The sequence below is a fragment of the Massilia sp. 05N420 genome, assembly GCF_056397205.1.
Genome location: NZ_JBFTMX010000014.1, coordinates 17,696 through 35,836 on the forward strand (window position 1 = coordinate 17,696; position 18,141 = coordinate 35,836).

Sequence of the window (18,141 nt, forward strand, 5' to 3'; positions counted from 1 at the left end):
TTCTCGTTTCCTCATGGTTGGCTGGGTTCTTCATTCGATGGCCTCGGCATGCAGCCGCGGCCAGTTGGCGATTTCGCGCCAGGCGATGCGTCCGGCAGGTAGCTGGACGGCGGGCGGCGTGGGTGGACCAGGATTCGGCCGCCCCGCCCCGTTCGTCGGGCCGGCATCGTCCGGCGGACCGGCCCCGCCCGGCTCGGGCTCGCTGGCATCCGGCTCGCCGGCGTCACGGCCAGGCGATGCGCCACCCGGCGGCGCCGGTTTCGGCTTGCGGTACACCGACTGCAGCACGACCCGCGCCGATGCCTGGCTGCCGAAACCGATCGCGGTGATCCGGTAGAAACTGCCGAGGGATGCGCCGGCGCCCGGCGGTGCGATCCGCTCGATCAGGTAAGCCGGCGGCTGGGCCGGCAGCAAGCCCTTGCCGGTCGCCATCTTCGCGCCGGTGTAATGTCCGTAAGGCACCATGGCCGGATTGCCGGGATCCGCCAGATCCTGGGCCTGCCAGGCCGGGGGCGAGCTTGCCGGGCAGAGTCCGCGCGAGCTGCCGGCAAGGCCGCATCCCTCGGCGAATCCGCCGGCGCCGGCAGGCGTGAACTGCGCTGCGCGGGCCGGATCGGCGCCGGCAGATGCCGCACCAATATCGCGCTCGGCATCCAGCAAGGCGGCTTCGGCGGCTTCGTAGGCAAGGCCGCGCTCGCGCTCGGCGCGGGCTGCGGCGATGGACGCGAACGCGGTACGCGACACCGAAATGCCCACCAGCATGGCCGCCAGCATCAGCACCAGTGCGCACACCAGCGCGGCGCCGCGCCGGCGCTCAGGATGCAGTGACAACGGCAAGCTCATGGGGCCTCCGCCGGCAGCGCCACCGCCGTGGAAAACAGCCTGCGCTCGCGCCGCCGCAGCTTGTCCGGCAGCGCATCCTCGCGCAGTACCGTGCCCACATCGCTCTTCGCCGCGCCGGCCGCGTGGAGCGGCCCGAACAGCTGATATTCGCGGCTCTCGTGGTCCTGCCGGGTCGGCCTTGCGCCGTGCAGCAGCAGGCCGACGCGCACGCTGACCACGCGTTTCCAGTGCGTCCGGCGATTGAATTCCTGGGGCGGCAGGCCGGCCGGCAGTGCCGCGTCCAGCGCGCGGATCGCATCCGCATTCACATAGCGGTTGGCGGCACCGTCGCGCGGGGTATCGGTGTCCAGGCCGTAGAGCACCTGGAAACTGTCGACGCCGCTAACCACGGCGTCCGCGCTCCAGTTGCCGGCGCCGCGGTATTTGCAGCGCAGCTCGGGCTCGCCGTCGCCGTTCTTCGCCACATAGAAGATGCTCCAGCCTTCTTCGCCAGCGGCGACCGTGAAGCCTGCGCAATCGACCACGCTGCCGTCGCCGCTGCCCGTCCCGGCACCGGGAAAGCGCACGGCCAGCACGTCGCTGCCGTTCGCCACCGCCGCCAGGGGCACGGCGATGCCGGCCGTCGTGCCGCCGAGCGAGCGCGCATCGAGCCCCGCCAGGCGGGCCGGCAAACCGTCGACGGGTGCGGACAGGTCGAGCTGCATCGGATCGGCGTACGCGGCCAGGCGCACCGCGCGGCCGACCAGTTCGAGGGCATTGCGGCCGGCGTCGTCGAGGGCCGCGCTTTCCATCTGGGCGGCGTAGGCGCCGTTGGCCAGGCCCAGCAGGCGGGCCGCGGACAGCACGACCGCCAGGCCGATTGCGAGGGCCACCATCATCTCGACCAGGGTCAGGCCGGCCTGCGGCGGACGGAAACGCCGCCTCATGGCGCACCCGTCCCAAGCGTCAGGAACACGGCCGGCGCGGCCGGCTCGCCGGGTTTGCCGCGCCAGCCCAGCTTGATGGCGACCGGCGCGCCCGGCTCTCCGGTGCAGGTCCAGGCCGGCAAGCCGTCCGCATCCGCCGGCTGGCCGTCGCGGCACACGCGCATGCGCGCGCCGGGAAAGCGGCTGGCCAGCAGGGCCGCGGTTTCGCCGAGGTCGAAGCCGGCCATCTGCATGGGATCGCAATCGGCGTCGCCATGGCAGGAGACCGGGGCCGGCATGGCCGCGCCGGCCTCGGCATCGAACTGGAGATAGGGATTGGCGGCATCGGGCAGCGCCATCGCGACCGGATTCGCGCGCATGCGCTGGGCCAGCGAGGCGGCCAGGCGCAGGCCGTCGGACAGGCGCGCGGCCTCGTCCGCCAGGCGCACGGCGCCGGTCTGCACGGCCGCCGCCCCGGCGACGCCGAGGGCGACGACGAACAGGGCCACCAGCACTTCCACCAGCGTGAAGCCGGCGCTGGTGCCGAGGGCACGACGGCCGCGCATACGATACCTCCAGGTCTCGATCAGGGAGACCAGAAGTTATCAGGCGGGCTCAAGTCAGCCGTGGGAACGGCTCAAACGAACGAACGGAACTTTAACTGGAGGGCGCTTTCGCACCCGGACCGACTTCGGCGATGGCTTCCTGGAACTCGGCCAGGTCTTCGAAGTTCTTGTAGACGGACGCGAAACGGATGTAGGCGATCTTGTCGAGACGCTTGAGTTCCTGCATCACAAGTTCGCCGACGTGGACGCTGTCGACCTCGCGGCGGCCGCTGGTCAGCAGTTTTTCCTCGATCGAGGCGATGGCGGCGTCGATGGCGCCGGCGGCCACGGGACGCTTGCGCAGGGCCAGCATCAGGCTGCCGCGCAGTTTGGAGGATTCGAATTCGGTACGGCTGCCGTTCTTCTTGACGATGATCGGCATCGACAGTTCGACGCGCTCGTAGGTGGTGAAGCGCTTGTCGCACTGGGCGCAGCGGCGCCGGCGGCGGATGGAGTCCCCTTCCTCGGATACGCGGGTATCGAGGACCTGGGTGTCTTCATGCTGACAGAACGGACATTTCATGGTCGCCGGGGCTGCTGCGCTGTTGACGCGTTATGCTGCGTAGACCGGGTACTTTTCGGTCAGTTTCTTGACCTCAAGCTTGACGCGCTCGATGGTCGCGGCGTCGTGCGGATTGTCCAACACGTCGGCGATCAGGTTGCCTACCTTGGTAGCGTCCTCTTCCTTGAAGCCGCGGGTGGTGAAGGCCGGGCTGCCGAGGCGGATGCCGGAGGTCACGAAAGGCTTCTGCGGGTCGTTCGGGATGCCGTTCTTGTTGCAGGTCATGTGTGCCTGGCCCAGGATGGCTTCCGCTTCCTTGCCGGTGAGGCCCTTCGAACGCAGGTCGACCAGCATCACGTGCGACTCGGTGCGGCCGGACACGATGCGCAGGCCGCGCGAGATCAGGGCGTCGGCCAGGGCCTTGGCGTTCTTGACCACCTGCTGCTGGTATTCCTTGAATTCCGGCGACAGCGCTTCCTTGAAGGCGACGGCCTTGCCGGCGATCACGTGCATCAGCGGACCACCCTGGATGCCCGGGAAGATCGCCGAGTTGATGGCCTTCTCGTGCTCGGCCTTCATCAGGATGATGCCGCCGCGCGGGCCGCGCAGGGATTTGTGGGTGGTCGAGGTGACGAAGTCGGCGTAAGGCACCGGGTTCGGGTATTCGCCCGCGGCGATCAGGCCGGCGTAGTGGGCCATGTCGACCATGAACCAGGCGCCGATTTCCTTGGCGACCTTGGCGAAGCGCTCGAAATCGATGCGCAGCGAGAAGGCGGAGGCGCCGGCGATGATCAGCTTCGGCTTGTGCTCGCGGGCCAAGGCTTCCATCTGCTCGTAGTCGATGTCTTCCTGTTCGGTCAGGCCGTAGGAAATGACGTTGAACCATTTGCCCGACATATTCAGCGCCATGCCGTGAGTCAGGTGACCGCCTTCCGCCAGCGACATGCCCATGATGGTGTCGCCCGGATTCAGCATGGCGAAGAACACGCCCTGGTTGGCCTGCGAGCCCGAGTTCGGCTGCACGTTGGCGGCCTCGGCGCCGAACAGTTGCTTGACGCGGTCGATCGCCAGCTGCTCGGCGATATCGACGTATTCGCAGCCGCCGTAGTAACGCTTGCCCGGATAACCTTCGGCGTATTTATTGGTCAGCTGGGAGCCCTGGGCCTGCATCACTGCTGGCGAGGTGTAGTTCTCGGATGCGATCAGCTCGATGTGGTCTTGCTGGCGGGTGTTTTCCTTCTGGATCGCATCCCACAGTTCCGGGTCGACGTTGGCGAGCGTGTGATCTTTTGCAAACATGAAAAAACTCCAATCGATAAGAGTACCAGGCAACAGGCAGCGCTGAACCAAGGCGGGAGCGAGAAACAAGGCAGCCGCGATACGAAGCGTACCAGTCGAAGGCTGCCCAGGCGAACGGCAAACGACATCTCACGCTCCACGGTGGATCTCCACCTTCGCCGCCCTTGGGCGGTTTTCGCCAGTTACGTGAGACGTAAATGGAACTCCCGATTGTAAGGGAAGTCACGCTCGGCGTGCAAGGAACCCGATGACTGGCCGGCAAGTATGGCGAGCCGGCGCCCCGTCTCTCCGCGGATGGTCATTTCGGCTACAATCTCGCAGTTCAACTCACACCAACCGGGATCCATCATGATCGTATTCATTACCGGCGCATCGGCCGGCTTCGGTGCCGCGATGGCGCGCACCTTCGTCAAGAACGGCCACCAGGTGGTGCTGGCGGCGCGGCGCAAGGAGCGCCTGGAGGCGCTGGCCCGCGAGCTGGGCGAATCGGCGCTGCCGGTCGCGATGGATGTCACCGACAAGGCCTCGATCGAGGAAGCGCTGTCGATGCTGCCGCAATCCTGGCGCCAGATCGACGTCCTGATCAACAACGCGGGCCTGGCGCTGAACACCAAGCCGGCCCACGAGGTCCCGCTGGAAGACTGGAACACCATGATCGACACCAACGTCCGCGGCCTGGTGACGATGACCCACGCGCTGCTGCCGTCGATGGTGGAGCGCGGCAGCGGCACGATCATCAACCTCGGCTCGGTCGCCGGCCATTACCCCTACCCGGGCGGCAATGTCTACGGCGCCACCAAGGCCTTCGTCGAGCAGTTCACGCTGAACCTGCGCGCCGACCTGGTCGGTACTGGCGTGCGCGCCACCAACCTGGCGCCCGGCCTGTGCGGCGGCACCGAATTCTCGAACGTGCGCCTGAAGGGCGACGACCAGGCCGCCGCCAAGGTCTACGAAGGCACCCAGCCGCTCACCGCCGAAGACATCGCCGAAACCGCCTACTGGATCGCCACCCTGCCCCCGCACATCAACATCAACTTGATCGAGATGATGCCGACCTGCCAGGGCTTCTCGCCTTTCAACATCAAACGCACCCAGGCTTGATTGGACCGCGGTTTGCGCTGGGTCAGCCATGTAACCGGAGCGACACTATTTGTGAGAAAGTGTTACAGTTGTTGGCTGAGTATGCATGGCTCACGTCTACTAATGCCCGATTGATAACGGCCTAGCCATTGGGCCGCAACGGGTTCCAGCGGCCTATGTTCGCCAGCGTACATAGGCTTGCTGAAAATCGCGTAAAATGTTTCCCATTTTCATTTATGGCAGCTGAAATGCCTTCAGTTTTCACCTGGACAGTACGGGTCTATTACGAAGACACCGACGCCGGCGGCATCGTGTACTACGCCAATTACCTGAAGTTCTTCGAACGGGCGCGCACTGAATGGCTGCGTTCGCTCGGCATTCACCAGCAAACCCTGCTCGACGAGGAAAGCGCTGCGTTCGTGGTTCGCAGCGCAAGCGTCGACTACCTGTCGTCTGCCCGACTGGACGACGAACTGACGCTCCGTCTTACCGTGGAAAAGCTCGGCCGCGCATCGGTCCAGTTCGCGCAGCAGGCCTGGTGCGGCGACACCCTGCTCTCGACCGCCAACGTGAAAGTCGGCTGCGTCGATGCAAAAACAATGCGCCCCCGCCCCCTTCCCGACTCCGCCGCTGCTAAAATGCTGCCCAACTGAAATACATTTGACCAAAACTACTGATGAACGCAGTCCAAGACCTCTCTTTCATTGAACTGATCGCCCACGCGCACTTCCTGGTCAAGTTGATCATGCTCCTGCTGTTCGCGATCTCCGTGATCAGCTGGACCTATATTTTCCGCAAGCTGTTCGCCATCCGCGCCGCGCGCCGCCTGACCGAACAGTTCGAACGCAACTTCTGGGCCGGCGGCAACCTGCATACCCTGCACCAGAGCGCCAGCACCCAGCGCGACCAGAGCGGTCCGCTGGCCCGCATCTTCGAAGCCGGCATGGGCGAGTTCATCAAGGGCAAGCAGGCTGCCCGCGACGCCCTCGACCTCGGCGCCGTGCTGGACGGCGCCCGCCGCGCAATGCGCGCCGCCTTCCACCGCGAACTCGATCACCTGGACACCCACCTGAACTTCCTTGCCTCGGTCGGCTCGGTGTCGCCGTACATCGGCCTGCTGGGAACCGTGTGGGGCATCATGAACGCCTTCCGCGGCCTGGCCAACGTGCAGCAGGCAACCCTGGCCACCGTCGCCCCCGGCATCGCCGAAGCGCTGATCGCCACCGCGATCGGCCTGTTCGCGGCAATCCCGGCCGTGGTCGCCTACAACCGCTTCACCCACGATATCGACCGCCTCGCGATCCGCTTCGAAAGCTTCGTCGAGGAATTCTCGAACATCCTGCAGCGCCAGTCGCGCTGATCGATGGGGATTAAGGTAAGAACATGGCATTCAACAGCAACCTGCGCAGCGGACGCCGCAAGCTGAAGTCCGAAATCAACGTCGTGCCGTATATCGACGTGATGCTGGTGCTGCTCATCATTTTCATGGCGGTGCCGCCGACGCAGAACCCCAGCGAAATCAAGCTGCCCAGCGCCGAGCGCTCGACCCAGCCGCCGGACGACTACATCAATATCGCGGTGAAGAGCGATTCGCGGCTGCAGATCGGCATCAACGGCAAACAGGCGCAGGCGCTCGAGGAAGTGTCGAGCCGCGAAGCCCTGGTCGAGCGCCTGCGCGCGATCCACGCCGAGCATCCGGACTATCCCGTCATGATTTCCGGCGACCGCGAAAGCAAGTATGACAATGTGATCCAGCTGATCTCGGAAGCCAAGAAGATGGGCATCAACCGGGTTGGACTGGCCACTCAGTAACGAAAAAGAAAAGTTGATGTCGGCAACGAAGCAGAACAGCAATGCCATCGGCGGATCGCCCTACCAGGTGCCGCCGGAACCGAACCGCTGGCCCTCGATCGGCCTGGCGGTGGGTGTGCACGCCCTGCTGCTCGCCTTCCTGGTGGTCGGCATTAACTGGACCAATAACCAGCCGGTAGCGGTCGAGGCCGAGGTCTGGGATACGAGCGTGCTGCAGGCCGCCCCGCCGGCGCCGCCGCAGCCCGAACCGGAACCCCAGCCGGAGCCGCAGCCGGAAACCCCGCCGCCGACGCCGCGCGTGGCCGAGCCGCCGCCAGTGGCCGAACCGGCGCCGCCGAAGCAGCCGGACATCGCGCTCGATCGCGAGAAGAAACGCAAGGAAGAACTGAAGCGTAAAGAAGAAGAAAAGGCCGAGCGCGAACGCGAAATCGCCCAGCAGAAGCGCGAAGAAGAGAAGAAAGAAAAGGCGCTGGCCGAGAAAAAGGCGCGCGAAGAAGAAAAGAAAAAAGCCGAGGAACTGGCGAGAAAAGAAGAAGAGGCCGAGAAGAAGAAACTGGCCGAGAAGGAAAAGCTGGCCAAGGAAAAGGCCGATAAAGCCGCCAAGGCAAAGGCCGAAAAAGCCGAAGCGGCCAAGCTGGACAAACTGCGTAACGAGGAAATGAAACGCCTGATGTCGGGCGCGGGTAACCCGGGCAGCACCGGCAGTGCCGAGAAATCGACCGCGCCGCGCATCGACAAGGGTTATATCGCCAGCATCGCGGCGAAGATCAAGGGTAATACGAGCTACCCGGGCAGCACGGATGTGCCGGGCAATCCGGAAGTCGTTTTCCAGGTGGAGCAATTGCCGACCGGTGAAATCCTGTCGGTTCGCAAGACCAAGAGCAGCGGCATCCCCGCTTTCGACGAAGCCGTGGAGCGCGGTATTAACAAATCGTCACCGCTACCGAAGAAGAAAGATGGTACGGTAGAGCGTTCTGTTCAGGTCGGTTTCAAACTGAAAGAAATGAACTGACCCGCTCGACTCAAACCTTAGCTGAGACATTTATGAAGAAATTACATTCCCTGCTGTTTTCGGCCACCCTGCTGATGGGCGTGGCCGCGCATGCCCAGGTGCGCGTCGAAATCGCCGGCGTGAGCGGTACCCAGATCCCGGTCGCGGTCGCGGCTTTCGCCGACGAATCGGTCGCGCCGGAACAGGTATCCGCCATCATCCGCGCCGACCTCGAACGCAGCGGCGTGTTCAAGGTGATCGATGCGCGCCAGGCCATCTCCGACACCGCCAGCATCGACCTCGGCGCCTTCAAGGCCAGCGGCGCCGATGCGCTGGTGGTCGGCTCGGTCAGCCGCCTGGCGGACGGCCGCCTGCAGGTCCGCTACAAGCTGCTCGACACCGTCAAGCAAACCCAGTTGTCGCAACTGTCGGATGCGGTCGGTCCGCGCAACACCCGCCTCGAAGCCCACCGCATCGCCGACGACGTCTATGAAAAACTGACCGGCGTGCGCGGCATCTTCTCGACCCGTATCTCCTATGTGAAGGTGAACCACGGCAACGGCAACCACAGCTACGAGCTGGTGGTGGCGGATGCCGACGGCGAAAACGAACAGGTAGCCGCCTTCGGCCGCGAAGCGATCATCTCGCCGGCGTGGTCGCCGGACGGCACCAAGGTCGCTTATGTTTCTTTCGAAAAGCAGAAGCCGATCATCTACGTCCAGAACCTGGTGACCGGCCAGCGCGCCATCATCGCCAACGAAAAGGGCAGCAACTCGGCGCCGTCCTGGTCGCCTGACGGCACCAAACTCGCCCTCGCCCTGTCGAAGACCGGCAATACCCAGGTGTTCATCGTGAACGCCGACGGCAGCGGCATGCATCGCCTGACCACCAGCAATGGCATTGACACCGAGCCGCAGTTCTCGGCCGACGGCCAGAGCGTGTATTTCGTCAGCGACCGCAGCGGCGGTCCGCAGATTTACAAAATGAGCGTGAACGGTGGCCAGGCTAGCCGCGTCACGTTCAATGGAAGCTATAACATCAGCCCACGTGTATCCCCGGACGGCAAGACGCTGGCGTGGATTTCCCAACGCGATGGGGTTTTCTCCTTGTATGCGATGGACCTGGCAAGCGGCCAGGAACAGCGCTTGGCCGATGGGGCCACTGAACCGAGTTTTTCGCCAAACGGCAAGTACATCATGTATGCCAACAAGGGCGGCGGGCGAGCCTCGCTGGCCGTGGTGTCCGTCGACGGACGTGTAAAGCAGCGACTGTCGACTCAGGCGGGAAACATCAAGGAGCCCAGCTGGGGCCCCTTCATGAAGTAAATATTTTTTGACCAGGAGAAAACCCATGCGCAACGTAAAAACTGTAGCCTTCATCGTTTCGGCCGCCGCCCTGCTGTCGGCCTGCTCGTCGACCAAACTGCAAGAAACCCCGGTGGTCGAAAAGACCCCGGTCGCCCAGGCAGCGCCGCCGGCCGACACCAGCCGTGAGGTCCGCCCGGTCGAGACCGGCAACGTGGATCCGCTGAACGACCCGAAAGGCGTTCTGGCCAACCGTAGCGTCTACTTCGACTTCGACAGCTACGCCGTGCGCGACGACGGCAAGCCGGTCGTCGAGAACCACTCGGCTTACCTGACCAAGAACAAGCAGCGTAAAGTGCTGATCCAGGGTAACACCGACGAGCGCGGCGGCACCGAGTACAACCTGGCCCTGGGCCAGAAGCGCGCCGAAGCCGTGCGCAAGGCAATGGGCGCCCTGGGCGTGTCCGAGAACCAGATGGAAGCCGTCTCGCTGGGCAAGGAAAAGCCGAAAGCAACCGGCAGCAACGAAGCGGCTTGGGCGGAAAACCGCCGTGCCGACATCGTCTATCAATAATCCGGACATACTCGGCTGATTGACAGCGGGGCGGGATGCGGTGCAGACTGCATCCCGCCCCGTAATGCTTAGGAAGAGTCAGATAAATGATCAAACCGTCCCAGTCCCGCCTTGCGGCCATCGCCCTCGCCTTTGCCGCCTGGCTGCCCCTGCACGCGAGCGCCGGCCTGCTCGACGACGATGAAGCACGCCGCGCCATCCTCGACCTGCGCGCCAAGGTCGACGCCCTGTCCCGCGACTTCAATGCGCGCATCGACACCAAATCGGACAAGACCTCGACCCTCGAGATGCTGAACCATCAAGAGGAAACGATGCAGGAAATCGCCCGCCTGCGCGGCCAGCTCGAAGTGCTGGCGAACCAGATCGCCACCTCGCAGAAGAACCAGAGGGACCTGTACGCCGACCTCGACGCCCGCATCAAGAAGCTCGAACCGCGCCAGGAGACCATCGACGGCCAGACCGCCGAAGTGCTGCCGACCGAGAAGAAGTCCTACGACACCGCGATGGAGCTGTTCAAGTCCGGCGACTACAAGTCCGCCGCTGGCGCACTGCAGGATTTCGTGCGCCGCTTCCCGGACTCGGCCTACGCCGCCAACGCCCAGTACTGGCTCGGCAACGCCTACTACGCCCAGCGCGACTACAAGAACGCGATCGCAGCCCAGGAAGCGGTCGTCTCGAACTACGGCACCAGCCCGAAGGCGCCTGACGCGATGCTGAACATCGCCAGCAACTACATCGAGCTGAAGGACAAGAAGAACGCCAAGAAGGTGTTGCAGCAGCTGGTCTCGAAGTTTCCGGACACGGCCGCCGCGGCAACCGCCAAGGACCGCCTGGCTGCGCTGAAGTAAGTCGCTCATGAGCGTTTGACAGCCCGGCTGATTGAACCTATAATCTTGCTTCTTTCGGGTCGTTAGCTCAGTTGGTAGAGCAGCGGACTTTTAATCCGTTGGTCGCTGGTTCGAGCCCAGCACGGCCTACCAGAATTCAGTAGCAAGCAATGAAGGCGTTACGAGTGATCGTGGCGCCTTTTTTGTTTTTTAGTTCTGGTCATGAATGAGATGACCCAATGATTTCGTGCCTTTACAGCCCTAAGCCATTCTTGCTTCGTTCTTCATAAGTAGATCCTGCCTTTCTAATTCTGCATATTTGTATTTTTCGTTCCCACCCAAATAAACAACTCGTGGGTCCGAAGGCAGTGTGGCATCTTTAGCAAACCCCGCTAATGAGTCGTGGACATAGTTGTCAAAAAACCGGATGACTTTCTCGTCCGTCAATCCCCTTCTGTGCGTAAATTCGTCTTCGTACGCCTCAAGTAGCGCCCTGTAATGTGGCCGCAGATCCGCTCTTCTTTTAACGATCTGATTTTCGTTTGAAGTTGCTTTTATAACTAAAAGGATCGCTCGAACATCAGCTAATAGCTGTCTGTCGTATAGATCTAGCATCAATTCGAAATTTTTCATATTCGGGATAGCGTCTTTCCGAGCAGTGGCTCTCAGTCGAGCCTCATGCGCGCGGCCATAATTTTTACGTAATTTGCTTGCGTTCTCTTGATTATTTGACGAGACATTGTTGTCTAATGCCCCATCAAAATCCTTGCTTTCTCCAGGAGTAGAGAACGCGTCCATGTAGAATTTTGCCAAGTCTTCTTGCTGCTTAAGCGTTGCCACTTCTTTAGAAAGTTTCGCTTCACGCTCTCTATATTTGATATTTTGCTCCTCTACAATGTTGGCGTCAGCTTTGTCGCCATTAGCCTTTCTTCTTATTGCCAGGAAGCGCCAAGCATAATACAACCTCATGTGTCTATTGATCCCGTCACCCAACGTAGAAAAAGAGCCAATCACGTTTAAGTAATGATCGTACGCATCTCGCATCGACGCGTGCAGATTAAAGTCATCTTCATTGGCAGGGAGCCACTCGACCGACATCGGAACACCGCAGCGCAACGCGTGATCGAACATGTGACGCAAAGGAATTAAACTAAGACTTTCCGAAGCGAGGATTCCTCTACCTGCTTCGCCTGGCGCATACCCTCCCCCAACGTCGGAATGAACTCCAGCATAGACGCTCTCGAAAAAGTGCGGAGGCTTCGTTATCATGCCGTTTGAAAGAATGCTTACACTGTCAACCGGAAAGGAATTCCGAAGCTCGTGTGCAGCAATGAAGTGCCTTACTTCCTCCACCGTTTCGTGCACGACTAGACGCGCCCCCCATTCACGGTGACCATGTTGGTCTCCCGGTGCCGGATCAGCACCGGGCTGTCCACTAGAAGCAAATGCCAGATGTTCCGGCCTGGTCGCCTCGTACTTTTTAAGGCGATTCGATATCATGCCGGCGGTATCGGATCTAGCGGTTTCATATACGCCTGTCGTATTTGAACTCATAGGTAGACCAACGGACGCGACTGTGTCAAAAAGGCCCATGAATCTAAATCGAACAGGCCAAGCCCCATTCTTCAGCAACCATTTTTTTCCTTGCAGGTTGCAACGGCGCTCCATCAACATGTTCACAAAAGCACGTGCGAGCGCAGCACCTCGACTAAATCCGAAAATCGCTATATTTATTTCCACGATGGGATTTATAGGCGCCATTGCTCGAGCCAACGGCTTTTTAAGAACTCTATCAAATTCGTCGAGTGCGAAGTTTAACCTCTCCTCACCCATGGCGCCACATCCTAATCCGAGCACGCTACCGCCATCATCACCTATTTCTGGAAAGTACGTGCCAATTCCAGGAATATATACCGAAAATATTCCCTCTCTCTCATTCGAACCCTTATGCACGCGGAACAGGCGGGCAACATTGCTATGCTTCAGAATTTCAATGTCTGCCCGAAGATTGTTCCCAGTGCCATCGAAGAAGAACGAAAGCCAAAGAATCTGCTTGCATGTGAAAGGTGAGCTATTGAGGGCATCTGCGGCCTTCAAAGAATGCGCAAGCTTTACGAAGTCTGAAGTCTTTTGCTGCGCGCTTTTGCTATCTGCCGCTATCTTCTGCGCTTGATCCGCCGCGACACGGAGACTAGATTCTGTAGCCTTCAAAGGTGGTGACCGCGTATCACTAACCTGATCAATCCTCTGGATTTTTGTCATCTCTGCATCTCGGAAATGATGATTTATCTGTGCGCTTTCGATCCAAAATAAGAACCGGGTATGACATGCCATCGGTTAATTGAACCTTTACTGAGCCATCAGGATAGAAGTGTGTCTCGATGTATTCAGGATTTTCACTATCGCGACGCAACACCTCGACCTCAGCTTCTTTGTAATACAAATACCGGGCCTTATCAGCCTGCCCTGTTCTGCTATTTCTAATCAAGTATGTACAACCGTCGACTTGCCACCGGACCTTGACAGTCATACGCTCTCGATAGCCACGCCGGATCTTCACACAGCATGTAGTGCCACTTCCCCCACCCGTGTCAGAACTCAAGCGTACGTAGCCACCACTAGCACCCTCCACGCTATATTCGGAAATGTATCGATCTGTATAGTTATATCCAACAAGGCCGAGCAATAAATATTCATCGCTTCTTTTTTGCCCCTCAACTTTTTCAGACGACTTTGCAAGGCCGATCGTAACGATAGGCAATGCGATCATTAAATAGATTCGCGAAAATACCAGTGAAAACTGAGTTTTTTTCTCAAAGAAACTCATTCGTCTCTCACTTTTCCATTAATTCGATCTTAGATATCATTTCCAAAAATTCGCAATTCCCCTGCCTCAACTCTGCAATTAAACTTCTCAAGCCTCCATCCTCAACAAAATTCCTCCCTTTATTAAAAGCAATTGCCGCACATAAGGCTATTTTAAAAACCGTGTTCAAACCTGCTGTTCGCGCCTCGTGCATTACTGAATTTATCAACTCGAATTTCTTGGCCGCCGATATTTTCCCCATCAATTGAGGCAGACTATTTTCAAGCAGACCAACTACTTGATCTATTTCCGATTCCACAAGAAGCGCACCCTCCTGCTCCTGACTCAATTGAAGCGACTCCGAAGTTTCGTTTTGATAATCCAAGCTAGACGCAACACTTACCAATCTTCCCTCGCGATTAACATACCTCCAACCTTCAGCGATGCCGAAGAACTGTGCAGCCTGCTCAGCAGAAAGAACTTTTGTCAATCCTTCAAATATTCTAGGATCAAAGAATCGAAGCATAGCGTCCATATCTTCTGAAAGCCGGACGTGCAATCTTGCTGCAAGTCGCAATCGTAGAAGATCAATTTTTAAAGGTGATGCCAGAATAATTACAGACGAGGTGTATGTGCCGTATTCTCCTATCCATTCGAATATGGATCGAGACATCTGAAGCTGACCGCTTCTCCCAACAAGAACAAGAATAGGCGCAGCAGCCAACGCATTCGTCTCTTGAGTTTCATCGAACAAACTGATCCATTCCGCAGAGCTTCTAAGTAGCTGCCTATGCAGTCCCGGCAGTCCGCCGTGATCAAGCAGAAAGTAGACGTTCGATGCAGGATGAGCGCCGATAAACTCCTCTGCGACGGTCCGAAAGTCAATCCATGCACTCATGCCGACCTCAAAACGAAAGGCGCACCCGCATTCCGCGCTTTCATCAGGCACTCAACACAGATGCTAAAAGGGAGTAATGGCAGCGCATAGGAATGCTGCTCCGGCCCGGTAAAGCTCTTCTTCCCCGCATGCACAGCAATCTTCCCAGGACACTGCACCAAAATATTCCCACCCTCGATCGTGATATTCGCCCCACCCGCCGTCGACAAACTGATCCGCTTGGCCGCCGCCCAGTCGATATGCGCATTGGCACTGATCACATTGACCTCATCCCGCGCCTGCACGCGAAGTCCATCACCCTGCGCCTGAATGTCGATTGCCTCTTTCGCCGCAAGCAGTTGCAGACCAAGTCCGCCCTCCCCAGCCTTGACCGCGCCGCCCAGCACACCGATCGCCTGGCCGCTATGCACCCGCATCTGTCCCCCAGTGACGAACTGTGTATCGAGCCCACTCATCACTGTTACGGTCTCGCCGTTGGCCAGTTGCAGACTCTGCCCGGCATTCGCTCCGAAGCCATCCCTCGCGGATACGGCAATGATCGGATCAGCCATATGCGGCAGCTTTTCGCCGGAGCCGGCAAGCTCGGCCATCGCCGACACCGATGCATGCATGGCCTTCAATGGCGGCGCCTTGTCATCGAGCGCACTCGCGTTGGCCTTCGCAGCGCCAAGATGTGCCGCCAGCCCGACGGTCAGATGCGTCGAAGCAGCCGTACTGAACGATTCAGCCAGTGAAACGGCCTGTTGGAGCAGGCCGGCGCCTGCCGCGTTTTCGCCGGCCGGATCGCGGGCGGCAGCGGCATGCCCGATCCCGTAGCTGGAGACCAGCAAGCCACCGCCCGCGCGCAACGCGCCGTAATGGTCGGTACGCAGCTCGGCGCCCAGACCCCGGAAGCTGCCCCGGTAGTTGTCGGCAGCATGAATCAGATGCCCCAGATTCAGTTCCGAAGCAGCGTAGGTGCATCTGAGCTGGACGCGGCCCTGGGCATCGGTATCGTCGAACAGCAGCTGGTTGTAGCCATGGCCGCCGAATTCCTTGCTACGCACGCCCCACTGCGCGCCAGCGTTGCGATGGCCGCCGTTGTCGGCTGACGCGCCATGCCAGACGGGGCTATGTCCACCTGCCAGATTCCCCTGTCCCGAGGCACGGCGGTCATGTGCGGCGGCAAAGCACGAGGTGTCGTTGTCGGCAGTCGCTTGCCCGCCCGGGGTTGGCACGATGCCTCCCTCGCCTCGCCCGTTGTACAAGGCGCCGACCACGATCGGCCGGTCGATGTCGTTCTCGATGAACTGCACCAGCACTTCCTGCCCGATCCGCGGCAGGAACTGGCTGCCCATGCCGCCGCCAGCCGAACGCTGGGCCACGCGCACCCAGCAGGAGGCGTTGCCGCTCATTCGTCCACTTTCCTGCCAATGAAAGCGGATGCGCACGCGGCCCAGGCGGTCACAGTACAGCTCATCGGCGCCGCTCGGGCTGTCGCCGCCGTCCGCGCCGACCACGATGGCGCTCTGGGCACCGAAGGCGGTCGGCTTACGAAGCACAGGATCATCGTCGATCAGGAGCCCGGGACACCACGGCACTTCGGCCGGGATCGCCGTAAACTGGTTGCCATAGCCGGACTTGAGGGCGCGTTCGACCACCAGCGCCTGGCCGCCGGACAGCTGCGCGCCGGTGAGCTCTTCCAGCAGCTCGGGAATCGGTCCGAACAGCTCCTCCAGCGCCTGCGTGGCCGGCGGCGGCAAGTTGTTCACCCCGACACTCCATACACGCAAGACCGTGAACGCCGCCGCATTGCCGAGCTCACGGCGCGGCGCACCGGTCACCGTCATCCTGGCGCCGGCGCGCAGCGTGCGGACCGTCGAGCGGCCCCGCCATAGCTGTCCGCGCGCTTCCCGCGCCTGCATGCGCAGGTCGGCGTCGCGACGGGCCTGGCCGCGGTCGGCGTAGGCGTACTGTCCCGGCACCTCGTAGGCTTCGAGCTCCGGCAGGCTGCGCCCGTAGCGGACAAGCGAAGGCGCGCTGCCGGTGACGCTCTTCCCGGCCTTGTAATCGCTGCTCAGCACCGTGACCAGGGACGCGTGCAGGCGCCGCTGCGATTCCAGTGCCTGCACCGTATCCGAGGCTTCGACGGCGCTGAAGCCGTGGAAGCGGATGCCGCCGTCCTGCGCGCTGCTGGGGTCTTCGGGAACAGCGCAGGGCTGGGTGCTGTCCGCGAAGATCACCAGTTCGGTGTCATCCAGGCGCCAGCTCAGGCCCTCTTCGGCCAACAGTCTGCGCACGAAATCGAGATCGGACTCGCGGTACTGGCAACAGTAGCTGCGCGGCTTGGCGTCGGCGATGAAGGGGCTGGTGTCGTCGCTCCATCGCCACTTCGCCAGCGGCAGCCATGGCTCGAACACGTCGTCGACGATCCCGATGACGGATTTGTCTTGCCAAACGCGGCTGTTGCTGCCCTGGCCGAGGCGCCACAGCCAGGTCGAGATTCGGATGCGATAGCGGGCGAAGCCGCCGTCGCTGCCCAGCATCGCGGCTTCGCTGATCTCGCCGTCGAAGCCGGTGCGGCTGCCGTCGGCCAGGCTCACCTCCAGGCTGGCCGAGCGGCCGAGCATGGAGGCCGGGTCGAGATGCGCGCTGGTCGACAGGGCGATCACGTCGCGCACGCCCACTTCGTCGATTGCGTCGTCAGCTGCGAAGGCTTCGACCAGCAATGCTTCGGCGGCCCCGTCGATGCTCAGCTCAATCAGCCGGGTCGTGCCCGAGAATTCTGCCAGCGCGGCGCTGAGCTGTTCCGTCAGGGCGTTGATCATGACCGCACGCACTCCTTATCGACTGATTGGCGTTGCCAAGATACAGTAGGTAAGAAGCAATTTCTTGCGCAAGCTCACACCGTGACGCAGCGTAAGCATCGTACGTAACAAGGCGCTAGCTCTCGAGCCCCCTCAGCGCCTCGATACCCTCCGGATCCAGCGTCAACTTCTCCGCAGCCAGCCGGATCTTCCGGTAATAAATCCCATTCCTGACACCCCGATAATCCTTGTAGGCTTCCGCAATCGGGTCGGTCTTTCCCTCCCGCCGCGCCTTGTCGATCAAGGCCTGCAGGTAGCGCGTGCCGGCGCGGATATTGGTCGCCTCGTCGATGAAGGCCTGGCTGGCGTGGAAGGCGTCCGCTTCCCGGTACAGCTCGGCCTCAAGCCGGCGTTCGCCCGGCGGCTTGCGCAGGTTGTCGAGCCGGTACAGTTCCCGGTTGGCCACCTTCAGCATCTGCATCAGGCCACGTGCGCTGCTGCCCCTGGCCTGGGCGGCCTGGTCGAAGCGCGATTCCATATAAATCTGGGAGACGATCATGTCGGTGCCGAGGCTGGACTCGTTGTTCGCTTCGACCAGCGCCCTGATCGCGCGCAGGCGCGCCAGCAGCTCTTCCTGCGATGGGACTTCGCCATTGCCCGGAGACGATCCCCGCTCCGGCACTGCCTGCTTGTCCATGTCCGTCTCCTTGCATGACCGGCAGTCTCATCGTCACTCGAACGGGACTGACCCGGCTTGCGTTTGCTCAGCCACATGCAATGGGGGTACGGGCCATGGCCCCTTGCTCGACCTCAACGGAGCCGGAGATTCTCGTCGAATCGTTTCCCAAAGGAACCGTGGGGTCAGGTAAGATCGATCGGTATCGCCACTCAACCATTCAGCCATTCAGC

The 18,141-nt window shown here is 61.0% G+C and carries 18 protein-coding genes, 1 tRNA gene and 1 riboswitch; of the genes, 9 read left to right on the top strand and 10 right to left on the bottom strand.

Going from position 1 to position 18,141, the window contains the following annotated elements; genetic code table 11:
• Positions 1-30: 30 nt before the first annotated feature.
• The 5 genes from AC1DIX_RS10340 to glyA all read right to left on the bottom strand — a co-directional run bounded on the left by AC1DIX_RS10340 (position 31) and on the right by glyA (position 4,154).
• On the bottom strand, positions 31-843 hold the full coding sequence (locus AC1DIX_RS10340; protein WP_477324088.1) for a pilus assembly PilX family protein: 813 nt from the start codon (positions 841-843) through the stop codon (positions 31-33).
• Positions 840-1,769: a PilW family protein gene (locus tag AC1DIX_RS10345; RefSeq protein ID WP_477324090.1), complete on the bottom strand. Its 930-nt coding sequence runs from the start codon at positions 1,767-1,769 to the stop codon at positions 840-842. Before AC1DIX_RS10345 ends, AC1DIX_RS10340 begins: the two co-directional genes overlap by 4 nt.
• Positions 1,766-2,314, bottom strand: a complete 549-nt coding sequence (gene pilV / locus AC1DIX_RS10350; protein WP_477324092.1) for a type IV pilus modification protein PilV — start codon at positions 2,312-2,314, stop codon at positions 1,766-1,768. The genes AC1DIX_RS10345 and pilV overlap by 4 nt, the downstream gene beginning before the upstream one ends.
• A gap of 91 nt (positions 2,315-2,405) precedes the next feature.
• A complete protein-coding gene (nrdR, locus tag AC1DIX_RS10355; protein WP_477324094.1) occupies positions 2,406-2,876 on the bottom strand; it encodes a transcriptional regulator NrdR in 471 nt (156 codons plus the stop codon).
• A 30-nt stretch (positions 2,877-2,906) separates the two neighbouring features.
• Positions 2,907-4,154 carry a serine hydroxymethyltransferase gene (glyA, locus tag AC1DIX_RS10360; RefSeq protein ID WP_477324096.1) on the bottom strand — a complete coding sequence of 416 codons (1,248 nt, stop codon included), beginning with the start codon at positions 4,152-4,154 and terminating at the stop codon, positions 2,907-2,909.
• Between the two features lie 97 nt (positions 4,155-4,251).
• A riboswitch (ZMP/ZTP riboswitch) is annotated at positions 4,252-4,350 on the bottom strand.
• A 152-nt stretch (positions 4,351-4,502) separates the two neighbouring features.
• On the opposite strand from glyA, the gene AC1DIX_RS10365 reads away from it, so the two are divergent.
• From AC1DIX_RS10365 to AC1DIX_RS10405, 9 genes are all read left to right on the top strand, one after another.
• Positions 4,503-5,255: an SDR family oxidoreductase gene (locus tag AC1DIX_RS10365; protein ID WP_477252455.1), complete on the top strand. Its 753-nt coding sequence runs from the start codon at positions 4,503-4,505 to the stop codon at positions 5,253-5,255.
• A gap of 227 nt (positions 5,256-5,482) precedes the next feature.
• Positions 5,483-5,887: a tol-pal system-associated acyl-CoA thioesterase gene (ybgC, locus tag AC1DIX_RS10370; protein ID WP_442121614.1), complete on the top strand. Its 405-nt coding sequence runs from the start codon at positions 5,483-5,485 to the stop codon at positions 5,885-5,887.
• 23 nt (positions 5,888-5,910) lie between these two features.
• Positions 5,911-6,594, top strand: a complete 684-nt coding sequence (tolQ, locus tag AC1DIX_RS10375; protein WP_442121615.1) for a protein TolQ — start codon at positions 5,911-5,913, stop codon at positions 6,592-6,594.
• Positions 6,595-6,617: 23 nt separating this feature from the next.
• Positions 6,618-7,046: a biopolymer transporter ExbD gene (locus AC1DIX_RS10380; protein ID WP_442121616.1), complete on the top strand. Its 429-nt coding sequence runs from the start codon at positions 6,618-6,620 to the stop codon at positions 7,044-7,046.
• 16 nt (positions 7,047-7,062) lie between these two features.
• Entirely contained in the window at positions 7,063-8,058 is a 996-nt protein-coding gene (gene tolA, locus AC1DIX_RS10385) for a cell envelope integrity protein TolA (protein WP_477324098.1), read from the top strand.
• Between the two features lie 32 nt (positions 8,059-8,090).
• On the top strand, positions 8,091-9,362 hold the full coding sequence (gene tolB, locus AC1DIX_RS10390) for a Tol-Pal system beta propeller repeat protein TolB (protein WP_442121618.1): 1,272 nt from the start codon (positions 8,091-8,093) through the stop codon (positions 9,360-9,362).
• 25 nt (positions 9,363-9,387) lie between these two features.
• A complete protein-coding gene (gene pal / locus AC1DIX_RS10395) occupies positions 9,388-9,915 on the top strand; it encodes a peptidoglycan-associated lipoprotein Pal (RefSeq protein ID WP_442121619.1) in 528 nt (175 codons plus the stop codon).
• An 86-nt stretch (positions 9,916-10,001) separates the two neighbouring features.
• Positions 10,002-10,763 (top strand): tol-pal system protein YbgF, encoded by a 762-nt coding sequence (ybgF, locus tag AC1DIX_RS10400; RefSeq protein WP_442121620.1) that lies wholly within the window; start codon positions 10,002-10,004, stop codon positions 10,761-10,763.
• 56 nt (positions 10,764-10,819) lie between these two features.
• Positions 10,820-10,895, top strand: a tRNA-Lys gene (locus tag AC1DIX_RS10405).
• Positions 10,896-11,003: 108 nt separating this feature from the next.
• Here AC1DIX_RS10405 and AC1DIX_RS10410 read toward each other — a convergent pair.
• From AC1DIX_RS10410 to AC1DIX_RS10430, 5 genes are all read right to left on the bottom strand, one after another.
• Positions 11,004-13,004, bottom strand: a complete 2,001-nt coding sequence (locus AC1DIX_RS10410; protein ID WP_477324100.1) for a T6SS phospholipase effector Tle1-like catalytic domain-containing protein — start codon at positions 13,002-13,004, stop codon at positions 11,004-11,006.
• Complete coding sequence (locus tag AC1DIX_RS10415) at positions 12,982-13,569, bottom strand: DUF3304 domain-containing protein (RefSeq protein ID WP_477324102.1); 588 nt, start codon at positions 13,567-13,569, stop codon at positions 12,982-12,984. The genes AC1DIX_RS10410 and AC1DIX_RS10415 overlap by 23 nt, the downstream gene beginning before the upstream one ends.
• Before the next feature lie 7 nt (positions 13,570-13,576).
• The gene (locus tag AC1DIX_RS10420; protein WP_477324104.1) at positions 13,577-14,446 is read right to left on the bottom strand and encodes a DUF4123 domain-containing protein; all 870 of its coding nucleotides are present in this window, start codon (positions 14,444-14,446) and stop codon (positions 13,577-13,579) included.
• Positions 14,443-17,253 (bottom strand): type VI secretion system Vgr family protein, encoded by a 2,811-nt coding sequence (locus AC1DIX_RS10425; RefSeq protein WP_477324106.1) that lies wholly within the window; start codon positions 17,251-17,253, stop codon positions 14,443-14,445. Before AC1DIX_RS10425 ends, AC1DIX_RS10420 begins: the two co-directional genes overlap by 4 nt.
• A 115-nt stretch (positions 17,254-17,368) precedes the next feature.
• Positions 17,369-17,929 (bottom strand): transglycosylase SLT domain-containing protein, encoded by a 561-nt coding sequence (locus AC1DIX_RS10430; protein WP_477324108.1) that lies wholly within the window; start codon positions 17,927-17,929, stop codon positions 17,369-17,371.
• Positions 17,930-18,141: the final 212 nt, after the last annotated feature.

Bases quoted from the DNA above. Each gene is read 5' to 3' on its own strand.
- AC1DIX_RS10415 (WP_477324102.1), bottom strand. From the start codon at position 13,569: ATGAGTTTCTTTGAGAAAAAAACTCAGTTTTCACTGGTATTTTCGCGA.
- pal (WP_442121619.1), top strand. From the start codon at position 9,388: ATGCGCAACGTAAAAACTGTAGCCTTCATCGTTTCGGCCGCCGCCCTG.
- AC1DIX_RS10420 (WP_477324104.1), bottom strand. From the start codon at position 14,446: ATGAGTGCATGGATTGACTTTCGGACCGTCGCAGAGGAGTTTATCGGC.
- ybgF (WP_442121620.1), top strand. From the start codon at position 10,002: ATGATCAAACCGTCCCAGTCCCGCCTTGCGGCCATCGCCCTCGCCTTT.
- AC1DIX_RS10380 (WP_442121616.1), top strand. From the start codon at position 6,618: ATGGCATTCAACAGCAACCTGCGCAGCGGACGCCGCAAGCTGAAGTCC.
- tolB (WP_442121618.1), top strand. From the start codon at position 8,091: ATGAAGAAATTACATTCCCTGCTGTTTTCGGCCACCCTGCTGATGGGC.
- AC1DIX_RS10425 (WP_477324106.1), bottom strand. From the start codon at position 17,253: ATGATCAACGCCCTGACGGAACAGCTCAGCGCCGCGCTGGCAGAATTC.
- AC1DIX_RS10365 (WP_477252455.1), top strand. From the start codon at position 4,503: ATGATCGTATTCATTACCGGCGCATCGGCCGGCTTCGGTGCCGCGATG.
- pilV (WP_477324092.1), bottom strand. From the start codon at position 2,314: ATGCGCGGCCGTCGTGCCCTCGGCACCAGCGCCGGCTTCACGCTGGTG.
- ybgC (WP_442121614.1), top strand. From the start codon at position 5,483: ATGCCTTCAGTTTTCACCTGGACAGTACGGGTCTATTACGAAGACACC.
- tolQ (WP_442121615.1), top strand. From the start codon at position 5,911: ATGAACGCAGTCCAAGACCTCTCTTTCATTGAACTGATCGCCCACGCG.
- AC1DIX_RS10430 (WP_477324108.1), bottom strand. From the start codon at position 17,929: ATGGACAAGCAGGCAGTGCCGGAGCGGGGATCGTCTCCGGGCAATGGC.
- AC1DIX_RS10410 (WP_477324100.1), bottom strand. From the start codon at position 13,004: ATGACAAAAATCCAGAGGATTGATCAGGTTAGTGATACGCGGTCACCA.
- tolA (WP_477324098.1), top strand. From the start codon at position 7,063: ATGTCGGCAACGAAGCAGAACAGCAATGCCATCGGCGGATCGCCCTAC.
- glyA (WP_477324096.1), bottom strand. From the start codon at position 4,154: ATGTTTGCAAAAGATCACACGCTCGCCAACGTCGACCCGGAACTGTGG.
- AC1DIX_RS10340 (WP_477324088.1), bottom strand. From the start codon at position 843: ATGAGCTTGCCGTTGTCACTGCATCCTGAGCGCCGGCGCGGCGCCGCG.
- AC1DIX_RS10345 (WP_477324090.1), bottom strand. From the start codon at position 1,769: ATGAGGCGGCGTTTCCGTCCGCCGCAGGCCGGCCTGACCCTGGTCGAG.
- nrdR (WP_477324094.1), bottom strand. From the start codon at position 2,876: ATGAAATGTCCGTTCTGTCAGCATGAAGACACCCAGGTCCTCGATACC.